We start from the raw sequence: 22976 nt of genomic DNA, 5'->3' as shown, positions 1-22976 counted from the left end.
AAAAGGTGCGTTCATATAAATTGTGTGAACGCACCCTTTTTATATCCCCCCACTCAACTAAAACTTTAAAATGCACACCCCCCGATGCCATTTCTTTAATCCAAAATAAATTCTACACTATTCCAATAGAATTACTCGTAAGCTTGTTAAACAAATATTGAGAAATATAAAACATCATTTCTAAATATTTTTATTTTTGATACTATATTTTATAAGAATATTCAAAAAGTGAGGGGATTTCATGAACGTTCAACTACAAGGTAATGAACAAATTACAAAATTATTTAATGACTGGTATAGAGCTATGTTACAACATCAAACTACCCATGCAACAAAAATAAAAAAAGATATTGAAAATATCATCTCTAATTCAGAAGAAGATACAAACCTACAATTGTATTATTCACTTTTTAATTTCAGATACAAAATTTTAACAGATGGTTTAAATATTAATAAAGATGATTTTAATAAAATTGATTCTTTCCCACTTCCAGAGAATGGGCTATTTTCTTATTATTATCATTTTTTTAAGGCTATTCACAATACAATTATTGGAAACTACAATGCAGCAAAACACCTTTTCGAGAACGCTAAAAAGCTGCTAATACACGTACCTGACGAACTAGAGAATGCTGAATTTAACTACCGCTTAGCTTCCTATTATTATCAAACATATCAACCACTAGTAGCAATCCAATCTGCAAATGAAGCTAAAGCGATTTTTTCAAAACATATAAACTGCGAAATTAATGTTGCTTTGTGTGATAACATCTTTGGTTTATCTTGTATTGATTTAAAACAGTTTGAACAAGCTGAAATTAGACTTGATTCAGCATTAAATATTCTACAGAAGTATTCAGAGGAGACTTTATCATTAAGAGTACGACATAATTTAGCTTGGCTATATGCAAGTCAAAACCTTTCAGAGTTAGCAATGCGTCATATTTCAGAGGTTACAACTAAGCAACCAAATCACTTTAAAGCACTTTTTGTTGAAGCACGTGAATACTACAAGCTTGGAGAATATACCCAGGCTAAAGAACTTATAAAAAAAGGATTAAACATCTCAAATAAACTAGAAAACAAAGAGTTTCAATATCGTTTCATGATTTTAAGAGAACTAAATAATAAAACTTCTATAAATGATTTAGAAATGATAATTTTGGAAGGAATTTCTTACTTTAAAACAGAAAACCTTTGGGAATGTATACAAGAGTACACTGATGTTCTAGCAAATATGTTTTATGAAAAAGAAGACCATATAAAAGCTAGTCAATACTTTTACATGGCCAATCAAGCAAGAAAAAAACATGAAGAAAAGGGAGCTTTGATATAATGAAAAAGATTAAATTGAGCATCATTGGCTTAGCTGTTATTAGCATCACAACTCTTGGATTAAGCTTCACCTCAGAAACACCGAAAACACAGTTAGGATATGTAGCATTAAACATTGGGGACACCCCTGCACCACAAAGACCTGGTCTTGTTCAATCCGTTGACGTAAGTAAAGACTACAACTCAACAACAACTGAAAAAGCACTTTAAAAAACGGAAGACCTTCAATTAAGAAGGTCTTTTTAAATACGCTTATTTAGAATATTTTCCTTTCATGTAGACTTTATTTTCTCATCAACTCCGCAATCCTCTTACTCTCCTCACTACCAACTTTCTCAAGTTTCTCCACAACTAAATTTCGTCTCTCTACAGAATGATTTTGACTTAACTTCGCTTTTCCTTCTATTTTATTTATCTTTATTTTGAATCCAACTATTCCCTTACTTAATCCTCCCATATAATTTGGATCTACATCATTAAGTGAGTAGGTGCTCTCTGGATCTTCATATTTATTTACTAAATCTTGAAGAGAATCTACTAATGTCTTCTCATCTTCAACAATTTCTAATTCACCGTATACATGCACTGCAACGTAATTCCATGTTGGTACTGCATTGTTTGTTTCATACCATGACGGAGAGATATAACTATGTGGTCCTTGAAATATAGCTAGTACTTGCTGAGTCCCAATATCTTTCCACTGTTCATTCGGCCGTGCGAAGTGACCATGTAAAGTAAGGGTCTCCCTATTTAATAACAACGGCAAGTGCGTTGCATATGGTTCTCCGTTATGTTGAGAAAATAATGTCGCAAAGCTATTTTGTTCCATTATTTCGTACTTCATCTCTTCATCTTGTATTGCGAAATATTTTGGTATGTACATAAGCTCCCTCTTTTCCGATCTTTTCTAATTTATTTCCTATTATATTTAGTAACCGCATCAATCAACAGGGCCAGTTTGCATTTGTTTTATAATGGCAGCTTTCTATTTCAAAACAATAGGCAGCATGTATTCCATGCTGCTTTAGTTTATTTTTTCTAATATATTTGTAATAAATACGGTCTTACCCTCAATATAACTAGATCGATTTTTCGACTCTCTTGCTAACTCTTCCTTCAAGTTTCCATACTCATTAGCTACTTCAGTATGTTCACGAAGGTAATCTCGAAACGCTATATGCCTTCTCAACTCTTCACTATTTTTATCACACACATATAAATGATGTTCCATCCAAACTGTATTTCCCTCGTTCCATGGAACGAACATATCCTTTCTTCCAAACGCCTCTCTTCCTTTAAAGCTCCATTCTAACTGATGATAGTACCCTATCTTCTCAAGTTTTTTTACTACCTCATGAAAAATTTCGTACTCTTCTATTACAACATCAATATCTAGTATTGGTTTTGATGCAAGCCCTTTAACAGATGTACTCCCAACATGTTCAATGGATAAAATGCTGTCTTCCATCACATCGTTAATGAGAGTTTGTAGCTTATTAAATTCACTTTCCCATTTGATGTTATATTCTTCGATAGTAATTCTCTGTTTCAACGTATCCCTCTCCTCAAAAGCAATTATAATCTTTGAATATGAGTATCCTTAAAATCCGTCTCATATTTCAATCCATATCCAAACATTCGATCCATTCCAATATGTGCTGTCCATATTAAGCCAATCACTATAACGGTATCTATCTTAAAATAGACACCTATTAGAACAATTAATATGGATATGATATATGTATGACATACGTTATATATTTTCGCACCAACGTGATTATTGATCCCATACGCTAACATGGATAAATCCGGCGCTAAAAGGAATACAAAAAATATAATCCAACTAAACTCATATATTGAATACATATAAATCGTGGCTAAAAATACAACCATTCCTTCAAAATGTACAATACGTTTTTGCATTATTTATCATTCCTATTTTTCTATATTTATTGATACATTTTCATCGCTGAAAGTGTTCTTTGCATTTTTTGACCAGATGGTTGCTAATATTGGCCCTGAAATGTTATGCCATACTGCCGCTAATACACTTGGGAGTGCAGCAGCCGGTCCAAAATGCAAAATACTTTCCAGCTATATTACTTATCGCTTCTAGTACTTTCATCCAATCAGCCCCTATCTTTTAATTGAAACACCTTATTCGGATTCAAAATATTTTGCGGATCAAGAGCTTTCTTTATTTTCTCCATTACAAATAATGCCGCCCCATGTTCTTCTTCTTGATACTTTCGTTTTCCGATTCCAACGCCATGTTCTCCTGTACACGTTCCTCCTCGTTTAAGAGCATACAGAACGATACTTTCGTTTATTTCGTCCGCCTTCTTTACTTCCTCTTTATCATTTGTGTCAATCATTAAGAGTACATGGAAATTCCCATCTCCAACATGACCTAGAATACCGCCAATAAGCCCTACTTTATCTAATACCTCTTTCGCATGTTGAATCGCTCCAGCTAATTCCGAAATTGGCACACAAACGTCTGTACTCATTAGCTTTTTACCAGGATAACTATGCACGTAAGAGTACGCTAAGTTATGTCTTGCATCCCACAGTTTATTTCTCGCTGCTGTTTCCGTCTCAAACGTAATTTCTATACATTTATGATCAAGAACGATTTCTTTCGTAAATTCAATATCTTGCTTTAACCCTGCTTCATTGCCGTGAAACTCTAAAAACAGTGTCGGTTCTTCTCTGTAACTTGTTTCATTGTAATAATTTACTTGTTTCATAGATAATTCATCAACGAGTTCAATTCTCGCGATTGGAATACCTGCTTGTAATATGTTAATTACAGCTTCTACTGCATCATTTATAGTTGGAAACGATGCCCTCGCAGCCATAACATGTTCTGGTATACCGTATACTTTTAAAGTTAACTCCGTGAAACATCCAAGTGTTCCTTCTGATCCTACGAAAATACCATTTAAATGATAACCTGATGATGACTTCGCCGCTAAATTCCCGGTATGTATTACTCCTCCATCAGCAAGAACGACTTCTAAATCTCGAACTTGATCACGCATTACACCATACTTTACCGCTGTCGTTCCGCTCGCATTTGTAGCAGCCATTCCTCCTAACGTTGCATCAGCTCCTGGGTCTACACTAAAAAATAATCCATACTTTTTCAATTCTTTATTAAGCTGAGAGCGCGTCACCCCTGGCTGTACTCTCACAAGAAAATCCTTTTCTCTTATTTCAAGTATTTTGTTCATAAGAGAAAAGTCCATTGTAATTCCTTTTTCGTAAGGAATTACATGTCCCTCTAAGCTGGACCCTACTCCAAATGGAACGACAGCTGTTCCGTGCTGACTCGCTATTTTCATTATCGCGCTAACTTCTTCGGTCGTTTTTGGAAAAACAACTACATCAGGTAAACTACTAACGTGGTAAGATTCATCTTTACTATGTAACTCTCGTACTGTCATATTTATTACTACTCGATCTTCAGGAAGTATGCCTTTTAATTCATTTACTACATGTTCAATTGTTATTTCCATAATCAACTCTCCTTTTTAATTTTAAAACAAGTATACCATCTTTATACAAAATAATTAGAAAAATAAGATTATTAAACCTGAACATAAAAAAAAGAACCTGCAGCACACGCTACAAGTTCTTTTTCACTACATTTTAAACGATTTCTTTATTAACAACATAAACCAAATTAAAGTAACTGCCATCAACGAATGAGAAAACCCTACAATATAAGTTAACCCTTTAAAGTCAGCTCCATTTAACTGAAGAAGCCCTCTCGCTGCTAGCGAACCTAACATTAATGTTAATGCAATGTTATGTAAAACAAACCACTTATTAAACCCTTTCACTTCATGAAACGCGAATACTTTTGCTAATCCTAAAGCAATTAAAAAGAAGAAAAAGCCAAGTACAAGTGTATGTGTATGCAAAAGATTTAACAAAGTAGATCCTAAAATCCCTTTATACTTACCATACTCCCTAGCGAAAATCCCTGATAATAAACCGATAATCAAATACGTAAACGATGCATTATATAATTTCTTCATTATGTACCTCCTTGAGTAGAATGTGTAGTGTGTCATATTTAGTAATAATGATAGTTATATAGTAAAAACTCCTAGTCACCTAGGAGTCATTGTATAAGTATCTCACTCTTTACAATCAATCCTAATTATAAAATATCTCTCTATACAAAACAAACGAACTTTATGTGAACAAACACCCCCATTAAAATATGTTGCACTTTTGTTTTACACAATCCATACTAATTGTTATAACTTTTTAAAGGTGGTGTAATAATTGATAGTTCTTGAAACCGAACGTCTAAATCTTCGTTGGTTTGATATAAAAGACGCTTCTTTTATTCTTGAGTTAGTAAACGATCCTGCATGGATTCAGTTTATTGGTGACAAAGGGGTTAGAAACTTAGAAGATGCAAAAAATTATATTGTAAAAATTACTTCTATAGATAACATCGCCTCAGGAAAGCTTTTAGAAAAAGTAGGATTACGATTTGAGAAAATCATTTCAGATTCAGGAGAAGATTTAAAATTATTTGGATATAACGCATAGTAAAGAAGGTCGCCTTGAATGGCGACCTTCTTCTTTCCATACAAGAAATCCTCCCTTTAAATTCACTACTTCCTTTATACTAGCTCTTTGTAAAATACTAGCTGCTATAGGGGAACGCAATCCGGTTCGACATTGCAAAACTATTGGACAATTTTTCGGGATATAATCTAATTGTTCAAATAGATTGCCTAAAGTGATATATTGCATCATGAAGGTTTCCTTCCTCCCACTCTGTTGTACTACGCACATCGATAACCTTAACACTTCCACTTTTTATATGCGAATATAATTCAATCGATGTTTTTTCTTTGTAACTTTCAAATCTATTAAGTTTCTGTATTACTTTTTAGGGTGCAAAAGCAATAATATTATCTAACCCAATAGATTCAAATTCTCTAATAACTGCCTCCACTTTAACCTTTTCCTCATCTAAAATTATTAAAGTTTCTGTTTTATAATCTAATAACCATCCACATCAAGTTGTGAAAGAATTTTTATAAGGTATGTTTATTGACTTCTCAATATGACCTGCAGCAAAACTCGATACATCTCTTATATCAACTATTTGGTGAACGTTGCTCAAAATTTCTTGAAATTCTTCTACTGTATTAATAGCAGTTCTCTTTCTTTTCTTGCGAATTTTGGGACCATACTTATTTAAATTCTTCATTTTTTGTATATAATGCGATAAAATTGTGAAATTTTATCGCATTATGCAAGACATTTAATATCAAATATATTACTTTTACTATGAACTAAATATGTTTATAGGAAGTGTATAGATAAATAAAGTGCTAAATTGACTCTTATGCAGTAATTACTGCTTAATTTATCTAAAAATTGAAAAAATACGTGTAGATATATATCATTTAAAATACATATATAATTAATTTTAATTTTCCGACACGTTTTTCACATAGTTCTTAAACCAGTTTTTTGCGTGCATTATGAAAAAATTGTACCGTGTCAATCTTAAAAAATTATATATCATAACTTTAAGAGAGGAAGGAAAACTATGAAGATGAAACGAAAAATCATGATGACAACGGCACTTGCAGCTACGTTAGCTACAGGTGCACTACCTACTACCTCGGTGTTTGCTGCAGAAAAGGAGGTTCCTATTCAACAAAAAGAGGCACAATTAAGTATTCAACCTTTTGCACAAAACAATTTGGAAACAGCCGTTCAAGCTGCCTTAAATGGTCCAGAAGTCAAAAAAATCAAAGTATTTGAACATGAATTTAATGTAAAGGAAATAGAAGTAGTAAATCTAGGTGCAGGAAAAAAATATGTTAAGGGGCAAATCTCTCATCATTTAAGTTTTCGTCCAGATGATCAATTTTATTATGAGTTTACAGTACAAGATGGAAAGGTACTAGATAAACCTGTATTTAATATTGATAGAGGTGGTTGGACACCATTTGCTGCTCCACTTTTATCAATTCTTGCTGCGTATAATGGAATTCCAGTTAATCCAAATGATTTAAATGCACTTGGTCAGCAGATTGGTAAAGTTATAGATGGAAGCTGGGAACATGCAGCCCAATCAATTGCAACTGTAGTTAGTTTAAGTTTTAATGAGTAGAATTTTTCAATTTTTATTAGCAGTGTAGAGATCCGCTTTTTGTAATCAGCCTTGTTATAAGAGATTCTAAAACAGCTATTAATAAATTTTTACCACTCAATCACATTATCTTGATTTGTTTACCACCTTATCATTCATTATATGTCACAAAATAGAAGTCTTTTTTAGGACTTCTGTTTTGTTTGTATTCAATACGATAAACAGTTGTTTTTTGGAGGCTATACTTCGAGTTTTCAAGAATCCGCTTGGCTATTAGGGACAATTTATAATAAAAAATTATTAAAGTCTCAAATAACTTACTCCTCCTATTGTTAATTATTTTTAAATACAAAAATTTATTATCTTAAGAATGAAAAACAATAAATATAGTAAAAAATCATCTAACAATTGTTTAAAGGTCAGGAGAGAAAAAATGAACAAAATAAAAATGAGAAATTTCTTTAAAATTAGCATCCTTACTTGTATTACACTAGCAAGTTTAAGTACACCATCTACTATTTTAGCTGATAGTCATCCAGGTTACTCCTATGAATCCAATATAGGGTATCAAAATCCATCGTGGATGTCGAAAATAGAAGGTTCAACAAAAATAAGTGAAATATCTATTCCAGGGACTCACGGTACGATGGCTTTACATGGAGCGAGTTTTCTTGATGAAAATTTGACAAGAAATCAAACTATGAGTTTATCCCAACAATTAAATTCCGGAATTCGATATGTAGATATGCGTGTTAAACGTGTAAAAGATTCTTTTGCAATGTATCATGGCGTTGTAAATCAAAAAGCAGTGTTTGAAGATGTATTAAAAGAGACCATTCAATTTTTAAAAGATCATCCAACAGAAACAATATTAATGCGCTTAAAAGAAGAAACTAATCCTGAAAGTGGATCTCTATCATTTGAGGAGATATTTTTAAAATATAAAAACGTTAATGCTTCATATTTTTGGGATCCTAATTCCGTACCAACTTCAGATAGAAATAACCCTACTTTAGGAGATACCCGCGGAAAAATTGTAATCTTACAAAACTTTACATCCGCTCAATTGTACGGGATTGATTACGAAGGTTTAAATATACAAGATAAATTTGAAATTGGAAGCGGACCAGACGAAATATATACAAAATGGATTGCGATAAAAAACCATCTACAAAATACAAATATTAATTTTAATAATGGAAAAATTTATCTCAACCATTTTAGTGGTACGGGAGGCGCAGCCGCATTTTTAAATAATGTATATCCTTGGTTTGTTGCAAGCGGAAAAGAGAGTAGGAATACTGACAGTAGTCCTAAATTGCTTCAAACGAATTCCACTAATGCGTGGAGTGATTTCCCTCGTGATAGAAACGGACAAGTATACTATGGGGGGATGAATACACTTGGGACCGAACTCTTACAACAAGGCGCAATTAAACATTCTGGTATCATCGCGGCTGATTTTCCCGGTCCAGGTTTAATTGATAGTATCATTAAATTAAATGGTATACATTCAAATGAAAAAGAAATATTAATTTCACAAATATCATCTGAATCTATTCCTTTATCAGGGCAACAAAATCGATCCAGCCAAAACTTTAAAATTGATAGTTTACCTGTAGGTACCAAAGAATTAAAATGGGTTATTGAGCCTTCAGAAAAAGATTATCCTTATACTATTTCTTTCAATGTAATGATTGATGTTTCCCTAGGAATAGATTCTACTCGTTGGAAAAATATTTCACATGAATCTAGGACTGAAGCTTACACAAATACTAAATATTATATTGCAAGTCCAATTGGTGCCACTAGCAAATTCACAGTGAAAATATACGCTATTACAAATTAGAAAAAAAGAATCCCATTGGGATTCTTTTTTGATTTCATTTCGTAAATATTAGGATGGCGATTAAATTTTCACTTTATTAACATATCATTTAATCCATTAGATAATTATATTTGGAACGGCCCTTAATTTTTAAAGAGAAATCCAAAATTGTTAGCTACCTTTTTCAGCTTATCATTTATTCAAAACTGGCTTCCAAAGCGATAAGGCAAAAATCCAATTTGAGTCGCCATTTCCTTGATGATCTTGAACCGCTTCATACACTTTTCCCTCATGTACTACCCTATCACCTTTAGTATATACTTTTCTTGCATCCCATTTTTCATATGTGGAATCCTCTAACTTAGTAGTTATATTCAAAACATCACTTCTACTAGATTCATTTCCAGCTAAATCAACCGCTGTCACTACATATTTATACGATGTATTAGCCTTCAAACCTTTATCTATAAAGGATGTATTAGCTGATGTCCCAATTTTATTCATAACCCCAGCGCTTTCTCTATATACAATATAATGGTCAACATCTACATTATCTTCTGACGGACTCCACATCAAATCAACAGTTGTCGCTGTTGTACCCATACTATGTAATCCTTTTGGTTGAGTCGGAGCCTCTTTATCTGGGATTGCATGTGTTGTCTTAACCTTTAGTTTTTCACTTTCTTTTGATATGTTTCCAGCAGAGTCTAATGCCTTTATTGTATAGGTATATTCCGTATCTGCTTTTAACTTTTTATCAATAAAAGTTGTACCTGGTACCGTATCAATTACTTCTCCATTACGTAACACTTGATATTCTTTTACACCTATATTATCAGTAGAAGCCTTCCATGTTATTTCAACACTATTGGCAGAAACTTTAGAGGCATTTAATTCAGTTGGTTGACTTGGAGCTACTGTATCAGGTGTTTCATTATTTACCAAATTTACATCAATTACATTATAAAAGGCATTTGACGTATCTGCTACATCCCATACAGCTAAAATAACATGATAACCATTACGATCAGTTGGTACATTAATTGTATGTGTTAAATTATTTGATGCAGCCGAACCGTCATGTTTCACAGTTCCAATTGGTTCTAATTCAGCACGTGTTAACGGTTTGTTAGGATCCCATCCCTTTTTTGTAATGTAATAATGCCATTTACTTGTAGAATGTGCTGCTGTATATTTCCATGTAAATGTATTTTCTCCCCCCTTAATTGTGTTTTTGAACCAACGATTTGTTGTTTGTTGGTCAAGAGTTCCTCCAAATAATCCTCCTGCCGAAGCGATTTTCCCATCAATCGGTCCACCATCTGGAAACCCTTTAGGTGCTTCTAGACTTTGAGGTTCATACATTACATTTCCACAATTTAAATTTAATGCCCCATAATTCTGACTACATAAAGCAGCACGACTACTCGGTTTTTCAACAAACCCATGTGCATACGCACTTTGAGGAATCATTGTAATTGCCGTCACCCCTGCAGCCAGAAGACAAGCACCAATTCCTTTTTTACTTTTTCTTAATCTTTCCAATTTAGATGTTAATTTCAAATTCATTCTTGTCCCCCCAATATATTGTTCTCGCTAATATAATAGCAATATAGGGATAAACGAACAAATCACCAATTAATATATTAATATCTCTCATAAATTGGTACATTTATTATTATTTTTAATCTCCTATAAAAATAAAGTAAATACAATTACGCTATTTTGTAACATTATGTATTTAAAGAAGACTAAAAACTCCATTTAATTTCACAAAAAATTCAAATATTAAAACAAAAAAATTCCTCATGTAGGAAAAATAAATTTTTTATATTACAAAAAGCAAAAAAGTCTGGAAGAAACCGATTATATCCGTTTCTTCCAGACTTCCGCTACTTTTATACCACTCACAAATTCTTTAACCTTAAACATATACACTTGAGGTTAAAACCCACATAACTAATATTATCTATATATTGACTAACTTCTAGATGTTAAAATTCATAAATTAATAGTAACAAATCAAATAAAACAAGCCTTTTAACAAACACATATAATACTCCTACTAATTCAAACTAACGCTTAATTACTTATAAAATAACTTAAGGTATCTAGCTTAACTGTATTTTCTTTATTAATAGCCATTATTTTCTATCCTGTATTTCCTTATTTTAAACAGATTATCAAGAAATTGTTAATGCTTAAGAAAAGAGAAAAGGTTTAAAAATATAAAAGATTTAAAAATGCAATTTTAACTATCACATTCTAATAATTTATTGTGTTATTTTTATCTAATAAGGCACAGAAACAAAGGATGAACTTCAGTGTGCTTGAGAAAAGTTCTTAGGATGAAACGTTTAAAGGGTATTTTAGTACTGAGTTTTTATTAAATGTTCCTGTACCTAATATTTAAATTAACGTATGTCAAAATATTTTACAATACGAGTGTTAAACGTTACATATTTCTATATAAAATGATACATTTCATCAGCACGCCTCCCTAATATTTATGCTAAATATAGAAAATTCAGCTCGTTAGGATTTAATTTTAGAATTCTCATAAAAGCATATGATAGATTAGGCACGTAATTGTCACAAATTAATAGTCTATCTACTTTTTAATTACCTATGAAAACTTTATTATCGCTTTATTATTTACTCCTAAACCAAAGAACATCTATACCTACAATTTCTTAAAACTCTTTTAGATAATCTTTCAAAAGATTTGATAGTTTTATATTTTATATTTTTTTATTGTACATTTTTGCATTTGATGTTAGGATTATGCCTATTAAAATTGAATCGTAACGATTCTTCTTTATAATTTCCATATTTTAATTGTTAAATAAAAATATAGATTCTGATATATATATATTCAAAATCAGACCTACAATATCTTTATTTTACAATGATTTCATGGCATACCTTTAGAATGGAAAGATATATGCAACAACGCGTTAAGGGGTTACAGGGGGAACAAAAATGAGAGACTTTTTTGATGATAAGTATAAAAATATTGAATTGAAAAGGAGGTTAATAAATTTAATAAGTGAAATTAGCGAATTCAAAGGAAAATTAGCTGCTTATCAGGAACAAAACCCGGACATATTTAATAGCTTAGAAAAAACTATACCACTACATTACATAAAAAATTTCACAACTATTTACGAGGATATAAAAGTTCCTAATAAAAGATTAAAAGAACTTATTTTAGATGATATCGTACCTCAAAATATTTCGGAAGATGCTATTTTTTGCTATTATCAAACACTTTCTTTTGTACATAAAAACTCCTGTACTTTATTAATCAATCCAGCAACTATACAGGAATTACATTTTCAACTAATACATTACATTACCTCTGACAGTGCCAAATGGCGTGAAAAACCTTTTATTATTCCAGGAATTCCAGAACATGGAATGCACTTGAATAGTTACCGCATTCTTCCGCATGAACTTATTCCACAGTTTATGGAGCAATTATGTGATCAATACAACTCATTAAATACTAGTAAGGGGCTTCATTCACTTTTATTAATAGCTCGTTTTATATTAAATTTTTATTGCATAGTCCCTTTCAATCAAGGTAATAACAGGTTGGCATTTATGTTAATGCAATTGCTGTTAATTAGGAGTGGACATACATTTGTAAAATATGTATGTTTGGATAAATATATTAAGAAACATGAATCTGATTATTACAATTCGATTTATAAATCTTCGGTGAATTGGTACTGCGAGGAACATAATAATAGCTTTTGGTTAAAAACGTTTTTAACAATTATATTAGAGGCTTACAAAGATCTTCATAACACAGTTCTAGATTCTATATGTAAACATACTAAAGTTGAGAGAATTCAGGATTTTATACTTAAACAAAAACAACCCTTTACCAAGGAAAGTATTCGTAACACTTATCCAGACATTGCAGAGAGTACAATCAGTAAGGCTTTAAATTCCTTGCAACTGTTTGGCCATATTAAGCTAGTTACAAAAGGAAGAAACGCAAAGTGGATTAAAATTTGACCATACTTTCAAGATACCTGAGGTTTACAAATTCAATAATAACTTTATCATTGAATTTCATTTTCCTTTTAAGCTATTATTACTTTTTTAGTTATTTCTAATTCCAACAAAACAGTTTATAGGAAAAGGTCCGCTTCCCTCCGCCTTTTCCTATAATAAAATTAAATATAAACATAGAATAATTGTCGAAAAAAGTCGCATTTTAATATTTTTTCTTTATTTTCTGGTTGTAAACGTTTCACTTTCATGTTACCATCTTAATCAAACAATAGATGGTAATAAAAATGAAAGTATTTCTTTCCCTTAGAAACATATAAACGTACGGTAATATCAAGAAAATAAGGCCAAAGAAATATTTGATACCTACCAAAATAATGAATAGGAATTTTGTTGCGCTGTTTTTTCTGATAATTAAGAAAACGCATTTTGTCCCTAAACAAAATTTGTTGGTGCGCAAAATTCAAATACACTAGAACATCCAAATAAATGAAATATCCTTTTTCATTGAGTATTAAGGTATGAAAAAAGAATTCTTCCTACAAAATTTAGCTGATTAACATAAAGACATCTAAATTACTACCTTTATCGCCATCTATTGTTGACAACATATTTACCAAATAAAAAGAACCTATCGAGGGTTCTTTTTATTATAATCATTCAAATTTCAATTCTATCTTAATACTTACATTTCCACACAAATTACATCTACTTTTTGCTCTCAATTATTGAATTAATAATATAGCACATCAAATTTATTAATTCTTATCTTCAATTAGTTTAAATTAGTGAATAAAATTCAATCATATAAAAATAATAAATACAACTAATCGTTATATATTAAAGAGGTGTCAATTTTGTCCTTACATGAAGAGACCTTAGAAACTAAGACAGATAAAACCATTGAAAAGATCCAAACAAGTAACTTAAAACAACTTAAAAATACACTAGATAATATCTTTGATATTAGTGCAGATTTAATTGAACATCCTTTGCAATTAAAAACAAACACGAATATTTTACTATATTATTTTGAAGGCCTTACAGATGGTGTTGCATTAAAAACCAATGTTGTTACACCATTATTACAAGAAGTAAATGAAGACAGTCAAATATTTAATTCTAATATTATTGCTACTCATACCAAAATAGTATATACATGGAATGAAATTAAAGAAGGATTACTTGAGGGGCAATGTGTACTGTTTATGGAGAAAGAAAAGCGGTCACTTCTAATAAATACAAAAGGCTGGGCAGAGAGAGCAATTCAAGAGCCAATTTCAGAAGTTACTATTAAAGGATCCCATGATGGATTTATTGAAAATGCCACAAAAAATATAGGTCTTATCCGTCGATATATTCCTTCTACAGAGTTAAAAATCAAAAAGCTGACGATTGGAGAACGAGCCACTTCTTTAGTCTATTTAATTTACTTAGGTGATGTAGCAAACGCAGATGTAGTCCAAGAAATTGAAACTAGAATCTGTAAAATCAAAACAGATGCGGTATTAAGTATTGGAGAGCTATCTAATTATACAAAAGATCAAAATTGGACTCCTTTTCCACAGGCTTATTTAAGCGAGCGCCCAGACGCCATTTCAAATCATATACTTGATGGGAAAGTAGCAGTATTAATGGATAGATCCCCTGGTGCAATGGTTGTTCCTATGAATTTGATTGGATTTTTTCAAACCCCAGATGACTATAATATTCATTGGCTCATCGCATCATTTTTTCGCTTATTACGATTTGCAGGATTTATTATAGCTATTTTTTTACCCGCATTTTATATTGCTATAGTCTCTTTTCACTTTGAAATTATTCCTATAGACTTATACACTTCTATTGCAACATCAAGAGTCAAAGTCCCTTTTTCCCCCTTATTGGAAGCTTTTATAATGGAAATTACACTAGAAATGCTACGTGAAGCTGGTATTCGCTTACCACAACCAATTGGACAAACTATTGGGATCGTTGGAGGGATTGTAATTGGACAGGCGGCTGTTCAAGCTGGTCTTGTTAGTAACGTTATGGTTATTATCGTATCTATTACAGCCATTGCTTCATTTATTGTTTCTAATTATGATTTATCAAGTTCTATTCGCCTTATCCGTTTTCCAATGATGTTATTGGCCTACTTTTATGGGATTGTCGGTATTGTTAGTGGATTAATGCTCTTATTTGCTCATTTTGTTTCACTAACTTCCTATGGTTCACCATACGGCATGCCAATCGCACCATTTCGTCTCCAAGAGCTAAAAGATTCTTTTGTAAGATTTCCTATTTCGATGATTACCACCCGCTCGAGTACAGGACAGCCGAAACAAAGAAAGAAAAAAGAAGGTGGTTAACATGGGGAATCTTAAGTTCCAAAAAGTAACTTTATTCGAATTTATTATTTTCATTCATTCGCTGCAACTTGCATCTGGTATGTTAATTATGCCCAGCCCACTTGCTACTACTGCTGGTACAGATGGCTGGATTTCGATCATTCTCGGATGGATAGTTACTTCTATAATCGGTGTATTTATTATATTAATGTTACAAAAAAATCCTAACAAAAATTTCTCACAAATCTTAAAAACATACTTTGGTAAATGGATAGGGACAATTCTTTTTCTTGCATATGCCTTTTATCTATTTTTTGCTGGATTTAATACTTTATTAAAGGCAACTGATATTGTAAAAGTGTGGATATTCCCTTCCACTCCTGCTTATCAAATCACCATATTATTACTATTACCTTTCATTATTTTAGCCCTGAGTGGGTTAAGGGCTCTTACTAGTTATTCTATGCTTGTTTTCTTCTTCACTACTTGGATGCCACTATTTCTTCTTTTTTCACTAAAGACTAACTACAATCCTTTACACCTACTACCTATATTTAAAGAAGGATTATACCCTATTGTAAAAGCAACAAAAGAAACCATTACTCCTTATGCTGGGCTAGAAATTGCATATTATATATACCCATTCTTACAAAAAAAACAAAAAGCCATAAAAGGACTACTAATAGCGAATACTGGAACCATGTTTTTCTATCTATATGTTACTATTCTTTCTTATATATACTTTAGTCCAGAGGGGATAAAAGACGTAATCTGGCCAGTATTTCATCTGTTAAAAGGGGTTCGTTTTTCTTTCATGGAACGATTAGAAATTATATATATCGCTTACTATTTAATTGTATTTTCCACTACGATATATCCGTATTTATTTTTCAGTTTTGAATCTGTGACCATTTCACTTCAAAAAAACGCCCGCAATTGGGTGCTGCTTGCTTTTATGTTATTTATAGTTGGCCTATTTATTTTCCTAAATCCTGATGTGGATCAATATTTGTTTATATATTCTCTTATGGATATCTTGAATGTCGTTTTCTTTATTCTATTACCAATCTTATTTTTCACTTACAGTATTCTTTTTACTTGGATTACTAGGAGGAAACAACTTTGATTCGAAAATGGATATGGATTGTAATTTGTTGTGTATATATAATTGGTTGTAGTCAGAGAATTCCTCTTGAGAAGGTTTCATTAATCCTGTTAATTGGCTTGGATAGAACCCCTAATGGAGACATAAAAGTTGGAACAAGCATACCACTCTTTCATCATAAACAACCAAAAAGTACTATAGAACATTGGACACAAGCATCAACTGTATATACTGGATTCAGTAAGATAGATACGAAGTTAACGGGCTTTATGACAGCTTCCAAAGCTGAAATCATTTTAATTGGGAAAAAATTAGCGCAAGAAGCAAATTGGTTGCAGGAGCTTGATTCTTCTTACCGTGATCCTTACGCTACCATTAATGCTAAAGTAGTACTTGTAGATGGACCTGCAGAAGAAATTTTTAAAATTCATAAGCCTAGTAAACCATCACTTTCATCTTATATAAATGGTGTAATTGAATCGTCAATTCAAAATAACCAATCCGTCTCTTCTACAATTCAACAATTAATGAGAGAACAAAATGAAGAAGGAATGACGCAAGCTGTTCCAATTATCAAAAAAACAAAGAATGAAATCGACACAGTAGGAATTGCATTTTTAAATCGAAAAGGGAAATATTTAACTCATATCCCTAAAAAAGATGTTAAATTTTTCAATCTTATAAATAAGCAAAAAAGTAGCGGGCGAATGATACTACACCTTGCGCTTCCTCCTAAAAAGTCCAACAAAAAAACAAACACTTCTATCTTCGTACAGAACGCGACAAGGAAGGTAGTTGTTAATTTTCAAAACGGAAAGTTTGTATTTAATCTCGATATATATGCTAATGTAGCTTTAATAGAAAAAACCAATGCGAATTTAATTAAGGGGCACTATGATAATAAAAAAAATATAAATAATTTAAAAAGGGCTATTCAAAAAGAAATTAATAATAATTTACAAAATATGTTGTATGAAATACAGCAGAATAAAATTGATCCAATCGGATTATCCCTATATGCTAGAGCATTTCAATATAAAGAGTGGAAAAAAGTAAAAGGTGATTGGTTGCAAGCGTTAGCAGAGGCTAAAATAAATGTAAAGACGCACGTCAAAATAAAAGATACTGGGACCATTAGAAATTAGACTGGGATTTAATAGCATTACTCAGTAGTATTTTTTCTCTTAAATAATTATTATGTAAAAAATGCTAACGTAAAAAATCTTTCCGTTCTTTTAAAAGAGAAATAATTCAACTACGGTAATCAAACACCAGTTTCTAATTTAATGAGCTGAAGAAATTATAACTCTGTTGTAGTAGATATGCCCGATTCCATTCCGATTGTAATCCATGACATAGCGTCAAAGCCTAAATTAAGGAATTTAGGCTTTTTGAGTTCGCAAGAATATCTTGGTTTTAGTTCTATGTAACTTACTACAATAATTACAGGGTCTTTGTTTATTTTATTTGCTTTTAGATAATACACACCCAATTTCAGTTAAAATTCTTTAAATGTTAATTAATTTTTAAAATGATATATCTATAAGCTCTTTTAGCAAATATAATATAATATTATACATATATAACCAACTTGGGGACTATTATTAGTTTTCTAAATACAGACTTAATTAACACTATACAAATAGTGTTAATTATCTTAATTGAATATTAGTAATAGTAAGTATAAACATTATCAATTTACTATATATTACATTTATGTAAAAATAGATGTATGTTAAGCTTATTCAAAATCTTTCCCCTAATAAAGATTTGAAGTAGCATTTCATGATTCTCCTTACTGTTAATATGCCTTGAAAAAGAACCCTATAGGGTTCTTTTTCTTTTCATTATAACCTCAGTAAGTCCTTATTTAACATGTAAAAAGGACTGCTAATTACTTGCAGCCCTTTTACACGTTAATATACACTTGTATTAAATACTTAACACTTTATTGTATTAAGGTGTTTATAAAAACTAAACATGCCATTATCATTTAAATATATAACACTTCAAAGTTTAGAAGTATACAATAACAAATCTTTCCCAGCTTCCAGCTACATAACTAGTAGCTGTTAATTCTCTACCACCATTTGCTGATATATATCTACCATTACTTAGTGCTTGTAATACATATATCCTATTGTCTCCACCATTATATAAGATAAACTTTTCCCATGCCCCAATTGATGTACGATCTGCTACTACTCTACCATTTGGCTCAAACGAAACATACTTCCCATTACTTTTAGCTTTTAAAGCGTACGTATATAATTCCCCAGTCGGAATTAATTCGAATTTCTCCCATTCATTAACTGCATTACGATTTGCTATTACATTTCCAAAAGGCTCAGCGGAAACATATTGTAAATTTGCTGCCTGGATAGCAACTGTCCAACTTCCATTAAATAAATTCACGCCTTTTAGTGAACCTGCTTTTGATAGGTTGGCTGCCGATACATCATTCGATGGGGTAATCATCAATATCATTAAAACCATCGACAACACCATTAAAACTAACTTTTTTGAGATTGCATTACCACTTACACGTGTTATGAACCTTTTCATTCCCATTCCTCCCTTAATATACAGAACTCATATACATCATACTAAATATGTAAAATATTGTAATATAAAAGTTGATTTATCAACAAATACCTTACTATTCTGTTTCTTTTTTCTCAAATCTATAGCACTTAAACATGTATCAATTCTCAAGCACATTTTTTAAATTATTTTCTCCTGATAAAAGAATGTAGCAGTTGATAGCAACGAGAGTATATACAAAAGAGAGAATCTTTTCATTTCACTTCTCTTTAAATAAAAGCCAAATAGCCGTTCATAATGAACGACTATTTGCATCTAACTAATAATTAGAATGTTTTTCATGTTACTCTATTTTGTTTAATCCCGTTGAAGTAACTTGATAGGTTCTTTTTTTGCCCATATATTCTTGTTTATTATTCTCAAGATTAATAAGTATAGCGCGTGTTTTTTCTTTTACTGCTTCCCCTTCTATATGGGTAAACTCAATGTAATCTCCCACTTTTACGGGCACGGTTTGGCTTTCAGCAGTTTGCTGTCTATTTCCCACTATTCCCTTATTGTACAAAATACTACCGGTTGAATTCTTTACTGTAATACTTGCATACGTATTATTAAAGTAAGAATGTGGTACGCCCGCTTCTAAATTCACCTGCATTTTCTCTGTTGTCCTATTATAATCTACTTTTGCGATTTCTCTATCACTATATCCTTTTAATGACCACCCAAAATGATTTCCATCTAAAACCGTTGTTTCTGGCATTTTTTCTACTTTCTTCAAGCCTTCTTTTGTAACTTGATATCTTGCTGTTTTTCCAATGGTTTCATTTTTGTTATTTTCAAGGTTAATTAAAATTGCTCGCGTTTTTTCCTTTGTTGCTTCTCCTTCTATATGGGTAAATTCAATGTAATCCCCTACCTTGACGGGCACAGTTTGGCTTTCAGCATTTTGTTGTTTATTTCCCACGATCTCCTTATTGTACAGAACGTTACCAGAAGAATTCTGGACCTTAATACTCGCATACGTACTAGCAAAATAGGAATGTGGTACACCTGCTTCTAGTTTTACCTTCATCTCTTCTACCGTTTTATCATAATCTACTTTTGCAATTTCTCTATCACTATATCCTTTTAATGACCATGCAAACTTGTTTCCTTCTAAAATTGTTGCTTCTGGCATTTTTTCTACTTTCTTCAGGCCTTCCTTTGTAACTTCGTATATGGCTTTTTTTCCAAAGCTCTCTTGTTTACTATTATCTACATTTGTAAGAGTAGCTCTATGTACACCTTCTAGATGTGTTAACTCTATATAATCGCCTACTTTGACTGGAACTTTTTGCGATTCAGCATTTTGCTGCTTGTTTCCATAAATCTCTTTGTTATAGACCACTTTACCTGATGTGTTTTGCACTTTAATACTTGCATATGTACTATCAAAGTAGTCATGTGGTACACCTGCTTTTAGATCAATTTGCATTTCTTCTGTTGATTTATTTAAATTTACTTTCGCAAATTCAAAATCTCCAATCCCTTTCAGCGACCATGCAAATTCATTACCTTCAAAAATGTTTGGAGACTCATTTTTGATTTGTACCTTTTTCTCAACAGTTTGATCAAATATATCCGTTAATACAATCTTTGCATAAGCATTTGTTGGTAATGATATAGATTGACTGATTCCATTTTGATAGGATTTAATATCATTAATTACGTTAATAGGTTGGCCTGTCATATTTTCATTGTTATAAATTTCAATTTTCCCCTTAAATTGCGGTGTACTATTTTCTTTTAGTTTCCAAGATACATTTAATTTTTCATTTTCATAATATATAGATTGGATATCAAAATCTAGTTTTCCTATTTCAGGTTGAGTAGGTTGATTTAGCGTGAATATTTTTCCTGACCCAATAGTAGACTGCGTATTACCTCCTGCTTTGACCCATACATATTCTGAAGTAGATCCTCCATCATATTGATAAGTATTATCATGCGTCCCAGAAATACTTTGATTATTCCAAGAACTCCATTGTTTATCAACTAATTTTCGGCTATAACCATTTTTTAGGCGCGCTTCTCGAACATTCTGTCCACTATCAGCCCAGTCTTCTTGAAACATTCCTAATCCATGATTAAATGCAACATTAGCAACCGGAAAGTCCATAATTGCAATTTGATGCCATTTATTCTTTGTTACATCTTTCATCCATTGTCCAAATTTAGTATGACCATTTTCTTGCCATGAACGCATTGTCATTGTGTACCAATTGTAGTCTTTCCAACCATAAGTTGTTTGAACCTTCATTCCTGTTCCTTCTCCTCCAAAGGGTCCAGCTTGCGAATTCGGAGATAAGTATTCGGCCTTTATTGCTTCTTTAGAGGAAATTGGATCCCATAAGGCAAAATGTAAAGTACGTTTTCCATTTTCATCAAACCCACTTTGTTGTTGAAAACCAGCATATCCTCCAGCTTCACCACCTGCATTCCAGTTGTGTACAGCCCAGTACGTATAAGGTGGAGTCTGAACTGGTGACCAGTCTATACTAATAATATCTGAGGCAGGTATATTTTGGGGACTCACATAAACTGCTGGAGCAGCTGAATGTGTTGCAGCTTTAGTGTGCGAAATAGACGTTCCAAACATAGAAAACATGCTACATGCTGCGGTCATTATAATAACTTTATTAAATCTTTTCTTCGTTTTCTGACTAATCACTAATCTACATCCTTTTCTAATTTTTATTATTGAATAATAACTTAGTAGAGAAATCTATCAAAATTCAAACAACATCCAGTAAATCTTTAAAATACTGCCCCAATTTTATGTTGTTCTATCTTCACATCTGATTCTTACATGTTATTTGATTGTAAGTGGTTTCCATAAAGATAACGCAAATATCCAATTCGGGTCACCATTTCCTTGATGATTTTGAACCGCTTCATACACTGTCCCTTGATGTTCTACTTTATCGCCCTTTGTATATGCCTTCTTTGGATCCCATTTTTCATAAGATATATTTTGATCTTTGGTTTTTACCGGAAGAATTTCACTTTGAATTGATGTATTTCCAGCTGCATCTACAGCCTTCACTGCATATTTATATTCCTTATTAGCTGTTAAGTTTTGATCAATAAATGTCGTTCCTTGTACGGTTTGAATCAATTGTCCATCACGTAATACCTGATATTCTTTTACACCTATATTATCTGTAGAAGGATTCCATTTTAGCTCTACACTGTTAGAAGTAAGATTGTTTGCATATAATCCTTGTGGCTGTGTGGGAGCTTCTGTATCTGGTTTCGGATTAACAATTTGATTTACTTTTTTCAGGCCATCCTTTGTAACTTCATACATTACTTTTTTATCAAGACTTTCACGTTTATTATTATCTAAATTTATTAATGTTGCCCTCTCTCCGCCTTCTAAATGTGTAAGCTCAATAAAATCGCCGGTCTTTACTGAAACTTTTTGTGTTCCAGCATTTTGCTGTTTATTCCCATAAAACTCCTTGTTATATACTACTTTACCTGATGTGTTTTGCACTTTAATACTTGCATATGTACTATTAAAGTAGTTATGTGGTACACCTGCTTTTAGATCAACTTGCATTTCTTCTGTTGATTTATTTAAATTTACTTTTGCGAATTCAAAATCTCCAATCCCTTTCAGCGACCATGCAA

General features: G+C 31.8%; 18 protein-coding genes and 2 pseudogenes. 9 read left to right on the top strand and 11 right to left on the bottom strand.

Translation table 11 applies throughout. The features are described 5' to 3' along the window. Nucleotides 1–241: 241 nt before the first annotated feature. Together MRP26_RS17570 and MRP26_RS17565 are read left to right on the top strand one after the other, a co-directional pair. Nucleotides 242–1336 (top strand): response regulator aspartate phosphatase, encoded by a 1095-nt coding sequence (locus MRP26_RS17570; RefSeq protein WP_001102729.1) that lies wholly within the window; start codon nucleotides 242–244, stop codon nucleotides 1334–1336. Further along, complete coding sequence (locus tag MRP26_RS17565) at nucleotides 1336–1545, top strand: hypothetical protein (RefSeq protein WP_197241942.1); 210 nt, start codon at nucleotides 1336–1338, stop codon at nucleotides 1543–1545. Before MRP26_RS17570 ends, MRP26_RS17565 begins: the two co-directional genes overlap by 1 nt. A gap of 73 nt (nucleotides 1546–1618) precedes the next feature. On the opposite strand, the gene MRP26_RS17560 is transcribed toward MRP26_RS17565, so the two are convergent. The 6 genes and pseudogenes from MRP26_RS17560 to MRP26_RS17535 form a co-directional block, all read right to left on the bottom strand. Continuing rightward, a complete protein-coding gene (locus MRP26_RS17560; RefSeq protein ID WP_000275796.1) occupies nucleotides 1619–2218 on the bottom strand; it encodes an FMN-binding negative transcriptional regulator in 600 nt (199 codons plus the stop codon). Between the two features lie 141 nt (nucleotides 2219–2359). Continuing rightward, nucleotides 2360–2887, bottom strand: a complete 528-nt coding sequence (locus MRP26_RS17555; RefSeq protein WP_000813613.1) for a GrpB family protein — start codon at nucleotides 2885–2887, stop codon at nucleotides 2360–2362. Between the two features lie 23 nt (nucleotides 2888–2910). Next, nucleotides 2911–3258, bottom strand: a complete 348-nt coding sequence (locus tag MRP26_RS17550; RefSeq protein ID WP_053563872.1) for a DUF4260 domain-containing protein — start codon at nucleotides 3256–3258, stop codon at nucleotides 2911–2913. A gap of 12 nt (nucleotides 3259–3270) precedes the next feature. After that, nucleotides 3271–3414, bottom strand: a pseudogene (locus MRP26_RS17545) (bile acid:sodium symporter family protein); the annotation flags it as partial. Nucleotides 3415–3464: 50 nt separating this feature from the next. Continuing rightward, nucleotides 3465–4856 (bottom strand): FAD-binding oxidoreductase, encoded by a 1392-nt coding sequence (locus tag MRP26_RS17540; protein ID WP_000406581.1) that lies wholly within the window; start codon nucleotides 4854–4856, stop codon nucleotides 3465–3467. A 126-nt stretch (nucleotides 4857–4982) separates the two neighbouring features. Continuing rightward, nucleotides 4983–5381 (bottom strand): DUF2871 family protein, encoded by a 399-nt coding sequence (locus tag MRP26_RS17535; RefSeq protein ID WP_000737891.1) that lies wholly within the window; start codon nucleotides 5379–5381, stop codon nucleotides 4983–4985. A 253-nt stretch (nucleotides 5382–5634) separates the two neighbouring features. On the opposite strand from MRP26_RS17535, the gene MRP26_RS17530 reads away from it, so the two are divergent. Continuing rightward, entirely contained in the window at nucleotides 5635–5907 is a 273-nt protein-coding gene (locus tag MRP26_RS17530; RefSeq protein WP_242806492.1) for a GNAT family N-acetyltransferase, read from the top strand. On the opposite strand, the pseudogene MRP26_RS17525 reads toward MRP26_RS17530, so the two are convergent. Continuing rightward, a pseudogene (locus MRP26_RS17525) lies at nucleotides 5887–6589 on the bottom strand (rhodanese-like domain-containing protein); the annotation flags it as partial. The gene MRP26_RS17530 and the pseudogene MRP26_RS17525 overlap by 21 nt on opposite strands. A gap of 333 nt (nucleotides 6590–6922) precedes the next feature. On the opposite strand from MRP26_RS17525, the gene MRP26_RS17520 reads away from it, so the two are divergent. Both MRP26_RS17520 and MRP26_RS17515 read left to right on the top strand, forming a co-directional pair. After that, nucleotides 6923–7492: a hypothetical protein gene (locus tag MRP26_RS17520; RefSeq protein WP_000782803.1), complete on the top strand. Its 570-nt coding sequence runs from the start codon at nucleotides 6923–6925 to the stop codon at nucleotides 7490–7492. Between the two features lie 412 nt (nucleotides 7493–7904). Further along, entirely contained in the window at nucleotides 7905–9320 is a 1416-nt protein-coding gene (locus MRP26_RS17515) for a phosphatidylinositol-specific phospholipase C (protein WP_197241947.1), read from the top strand. 171 nt (nucleotides 9321–9491) lie between these two features. Here MRP26_RS17515 and MRP26_RS17510 read toward each other — a convergent pair whose 3' ends face one another. After that, entirely contained in the window at nucleotides 9492–10868 is a 1377-nt protein-coding gene (locus tag MRP26_RS17510) for a lytic polysaccharide monooxygenase (RefSeq protein WP_001049835.1), read from the bottom strand. Nucleotides 10869–12281: 1413 nt separating this feature from the next. Here MRP26_RS17510 and MRP26_RS17505 point away from each other — a divergent pair. From MRP26_RS17505 to MRP26_RS17490, 4 genes are all read left to right on the top strand, one after another. Continuing rightward, complete coding sequence (locus MRP26_RS17505) at nucleotides 12282–13325, top strand: Fic family protein (protein ID WP_016080748.1); 1044 nt, start codon at nucleotides 12282–12284, stop codon at nucleotides 13323–13325. 854 nt (nucleotides 13326–14179) lie between these two features. After that, the gene (locus MRP26_RS17500; protein WP_029442944.1) at nucleotides 14180–15673 is read left to right on the top strand and encodes a spore germination protein; all 1494 of its coding nucleotides are present in this window, start codon (nucleotides 14180–14182) and stop codon (nucleotides 15671–15673) included. 1 nt (nucleotide 15674) lies between these two features. Beyond that, nucleotides 15675–16778: a GerAB/ArcD/ProY family transporter gene (locus tag MRP26_RS17495; RefSeq protein ID WP_016080746.1), complete on the top strand. Its 1104-nt coding sequence runs from the start codon at nucleotides 15675–15677 to the stop codon at nucleotides 16776–16778. Then, on the top strand, nucleotides 16775–17902 hold the full coding sequence (locus MRP26_RS17490; protein ID WP_197241949.1) for a Ger(x)C family spore germination protein: 1128 nt from the start codon (nucleotides 16775–16777) through the stop codon (nucleotides 17900–17902). The genes MRP26_RS17495 and MRP26_RS17490 overlap by 4 nt, the downstream gene beginning before the upstream one ends. Before the next feature lie 871 nt (nucleotides 17903–18773). On the opposite strand, the gene MRP26_RS17485 is transcribed toward MRP26_RS17490, so the two are convergent. The 3 genes from MRP26_RS17485 to MRP26_RS17475 form a co-directional block, all read right to left on the bottom strand. Next, nucleotides 18774–19322, bottom strand: coding sequence for a fascin domain-containing protein (locus MRP26_RS17485; protein ID WP_016080744.1), 549 nt, complete (start codon nucleotides 19320–19322; stop codon nucleotides 18774–18776). A 322-nt stretch (nucleotides 19323–19644) separates the two neighbouring features. Continuing rightward, nucleotides 19645–22011, bottom strand: a complete 2367-nt coding sequence (locus MRP26_RS17480) for a putative mucin/carbohydrate-binding domain-containing protein (RefSeq protein ID WP_043936346.1) — start codon at nucleotides 22009–22011, stop codon at nucleotides 19645–19647. 141 nt (nucleotides 22012–22152) lie between these two features. Next, on the bottom strand, nucleotides 22153–22976 hold an 824-nt coding region (locus tag MRP26_RS17475; RefSeq protein ID WP_276576158.1), incomplete at its 5' end, for a putative mucin/carbohydrate-binding domain-containing protein.

The organism is Bacillus sp. CCB-MMP212, assembly GCF_022748145.1.
Lineage (GTDB): Bacteria > Bacillota > Bacilli > Bacillales > Bacillaceae_G > Bacillus_A > Bacillus_A cereus.
This window is presented reverse-complemented; position numbering and strand designations above follow the sequence as displayed.

Bases quoted from the DNA above. Each gene is read 5' to 3' on its own strand.
- MRP26_RS17510 (WP_001049835.1), bottom strand. From the start codon at position 10,868: ATGAATTTGAAATTAACATCTAAATTGGAAAGATTAAGAAAAAGTAAA.
- MRP26_RS17565 (WP_197241942.1), top strand. From the start codon at position 1,336: ATGAAAAAGATTAAATTGAGCATCATTGGCTTAGCTGTTATTAGCATC.
- MRP26_RS17515 (WP_197241947.1), top strand. From the start codon at position 7,905: ATGAACAAAATAAAAATGAGAAATTTCTTTAAAATTAGCATCCTTACT.
- MRP26_RS17485 (WP_016080744.1), bottom strand. From the start codon at position 19,322: ATGAAAAGGTTCATAACACGTGTAAGTGGTAATGCAATCTCAAAAAAG.
- MRP26_RS17550 (WP_053563872.1), bottom strand. From the start codon at position 3,258: ATGCAAAAACGTATTGTACATTTTGAAGGAATGGTTGTATTTTTAGCC.
- MRP26_RS17570 (WP_001102729.1), top strand. From the start codon at position 242: ATGAACGTTCAACTACAAGGTAATGAACAAATTACAAAATTATTTAAT.
- MRP26_RS17560 (WP_000275796.1), bottom strand. From the start codon at position 2,218: ATGTACATACCAAAATATTTCGCAATACAAGATGAAGAGATGAAGTAC.
- MRP26_RS17495 (WP_016080746.1), top strand. From the start codon at position 15,675: ATGGGGAATCTTAAGTTCCAAAAAGTAACTTTATTCGAATTTATTATT.
- MRP26_RS17540 (WP_000406581.1), bottom strand. From the start codon at position 4,856: ATGGAAATAACAATTGAACATGTAGTAAATGAATTAAAAGGCATACTT.
- MRP26_RS17535 (WP_000737891.1), bottom strand. From the start codon at position 5,381: ATGAAGAAATTATATAATGCATCGTTTACGTATTTGATTATCGGTTTA.
- MRP26_RS17520 (WP_000782803.1), top strand. From the start codon at position 6,923: ATGAAGATGAAACGAAAAATCATGATGACAACGGCACTTGCAGCTACG.
- MRP26_RS17505 (WP_016080748.1), top strand. From the start codon at position 12,282: ATGAGAGACTTTTTTGATGATAAGTATAAAAATATTGAATTGAAAAGG.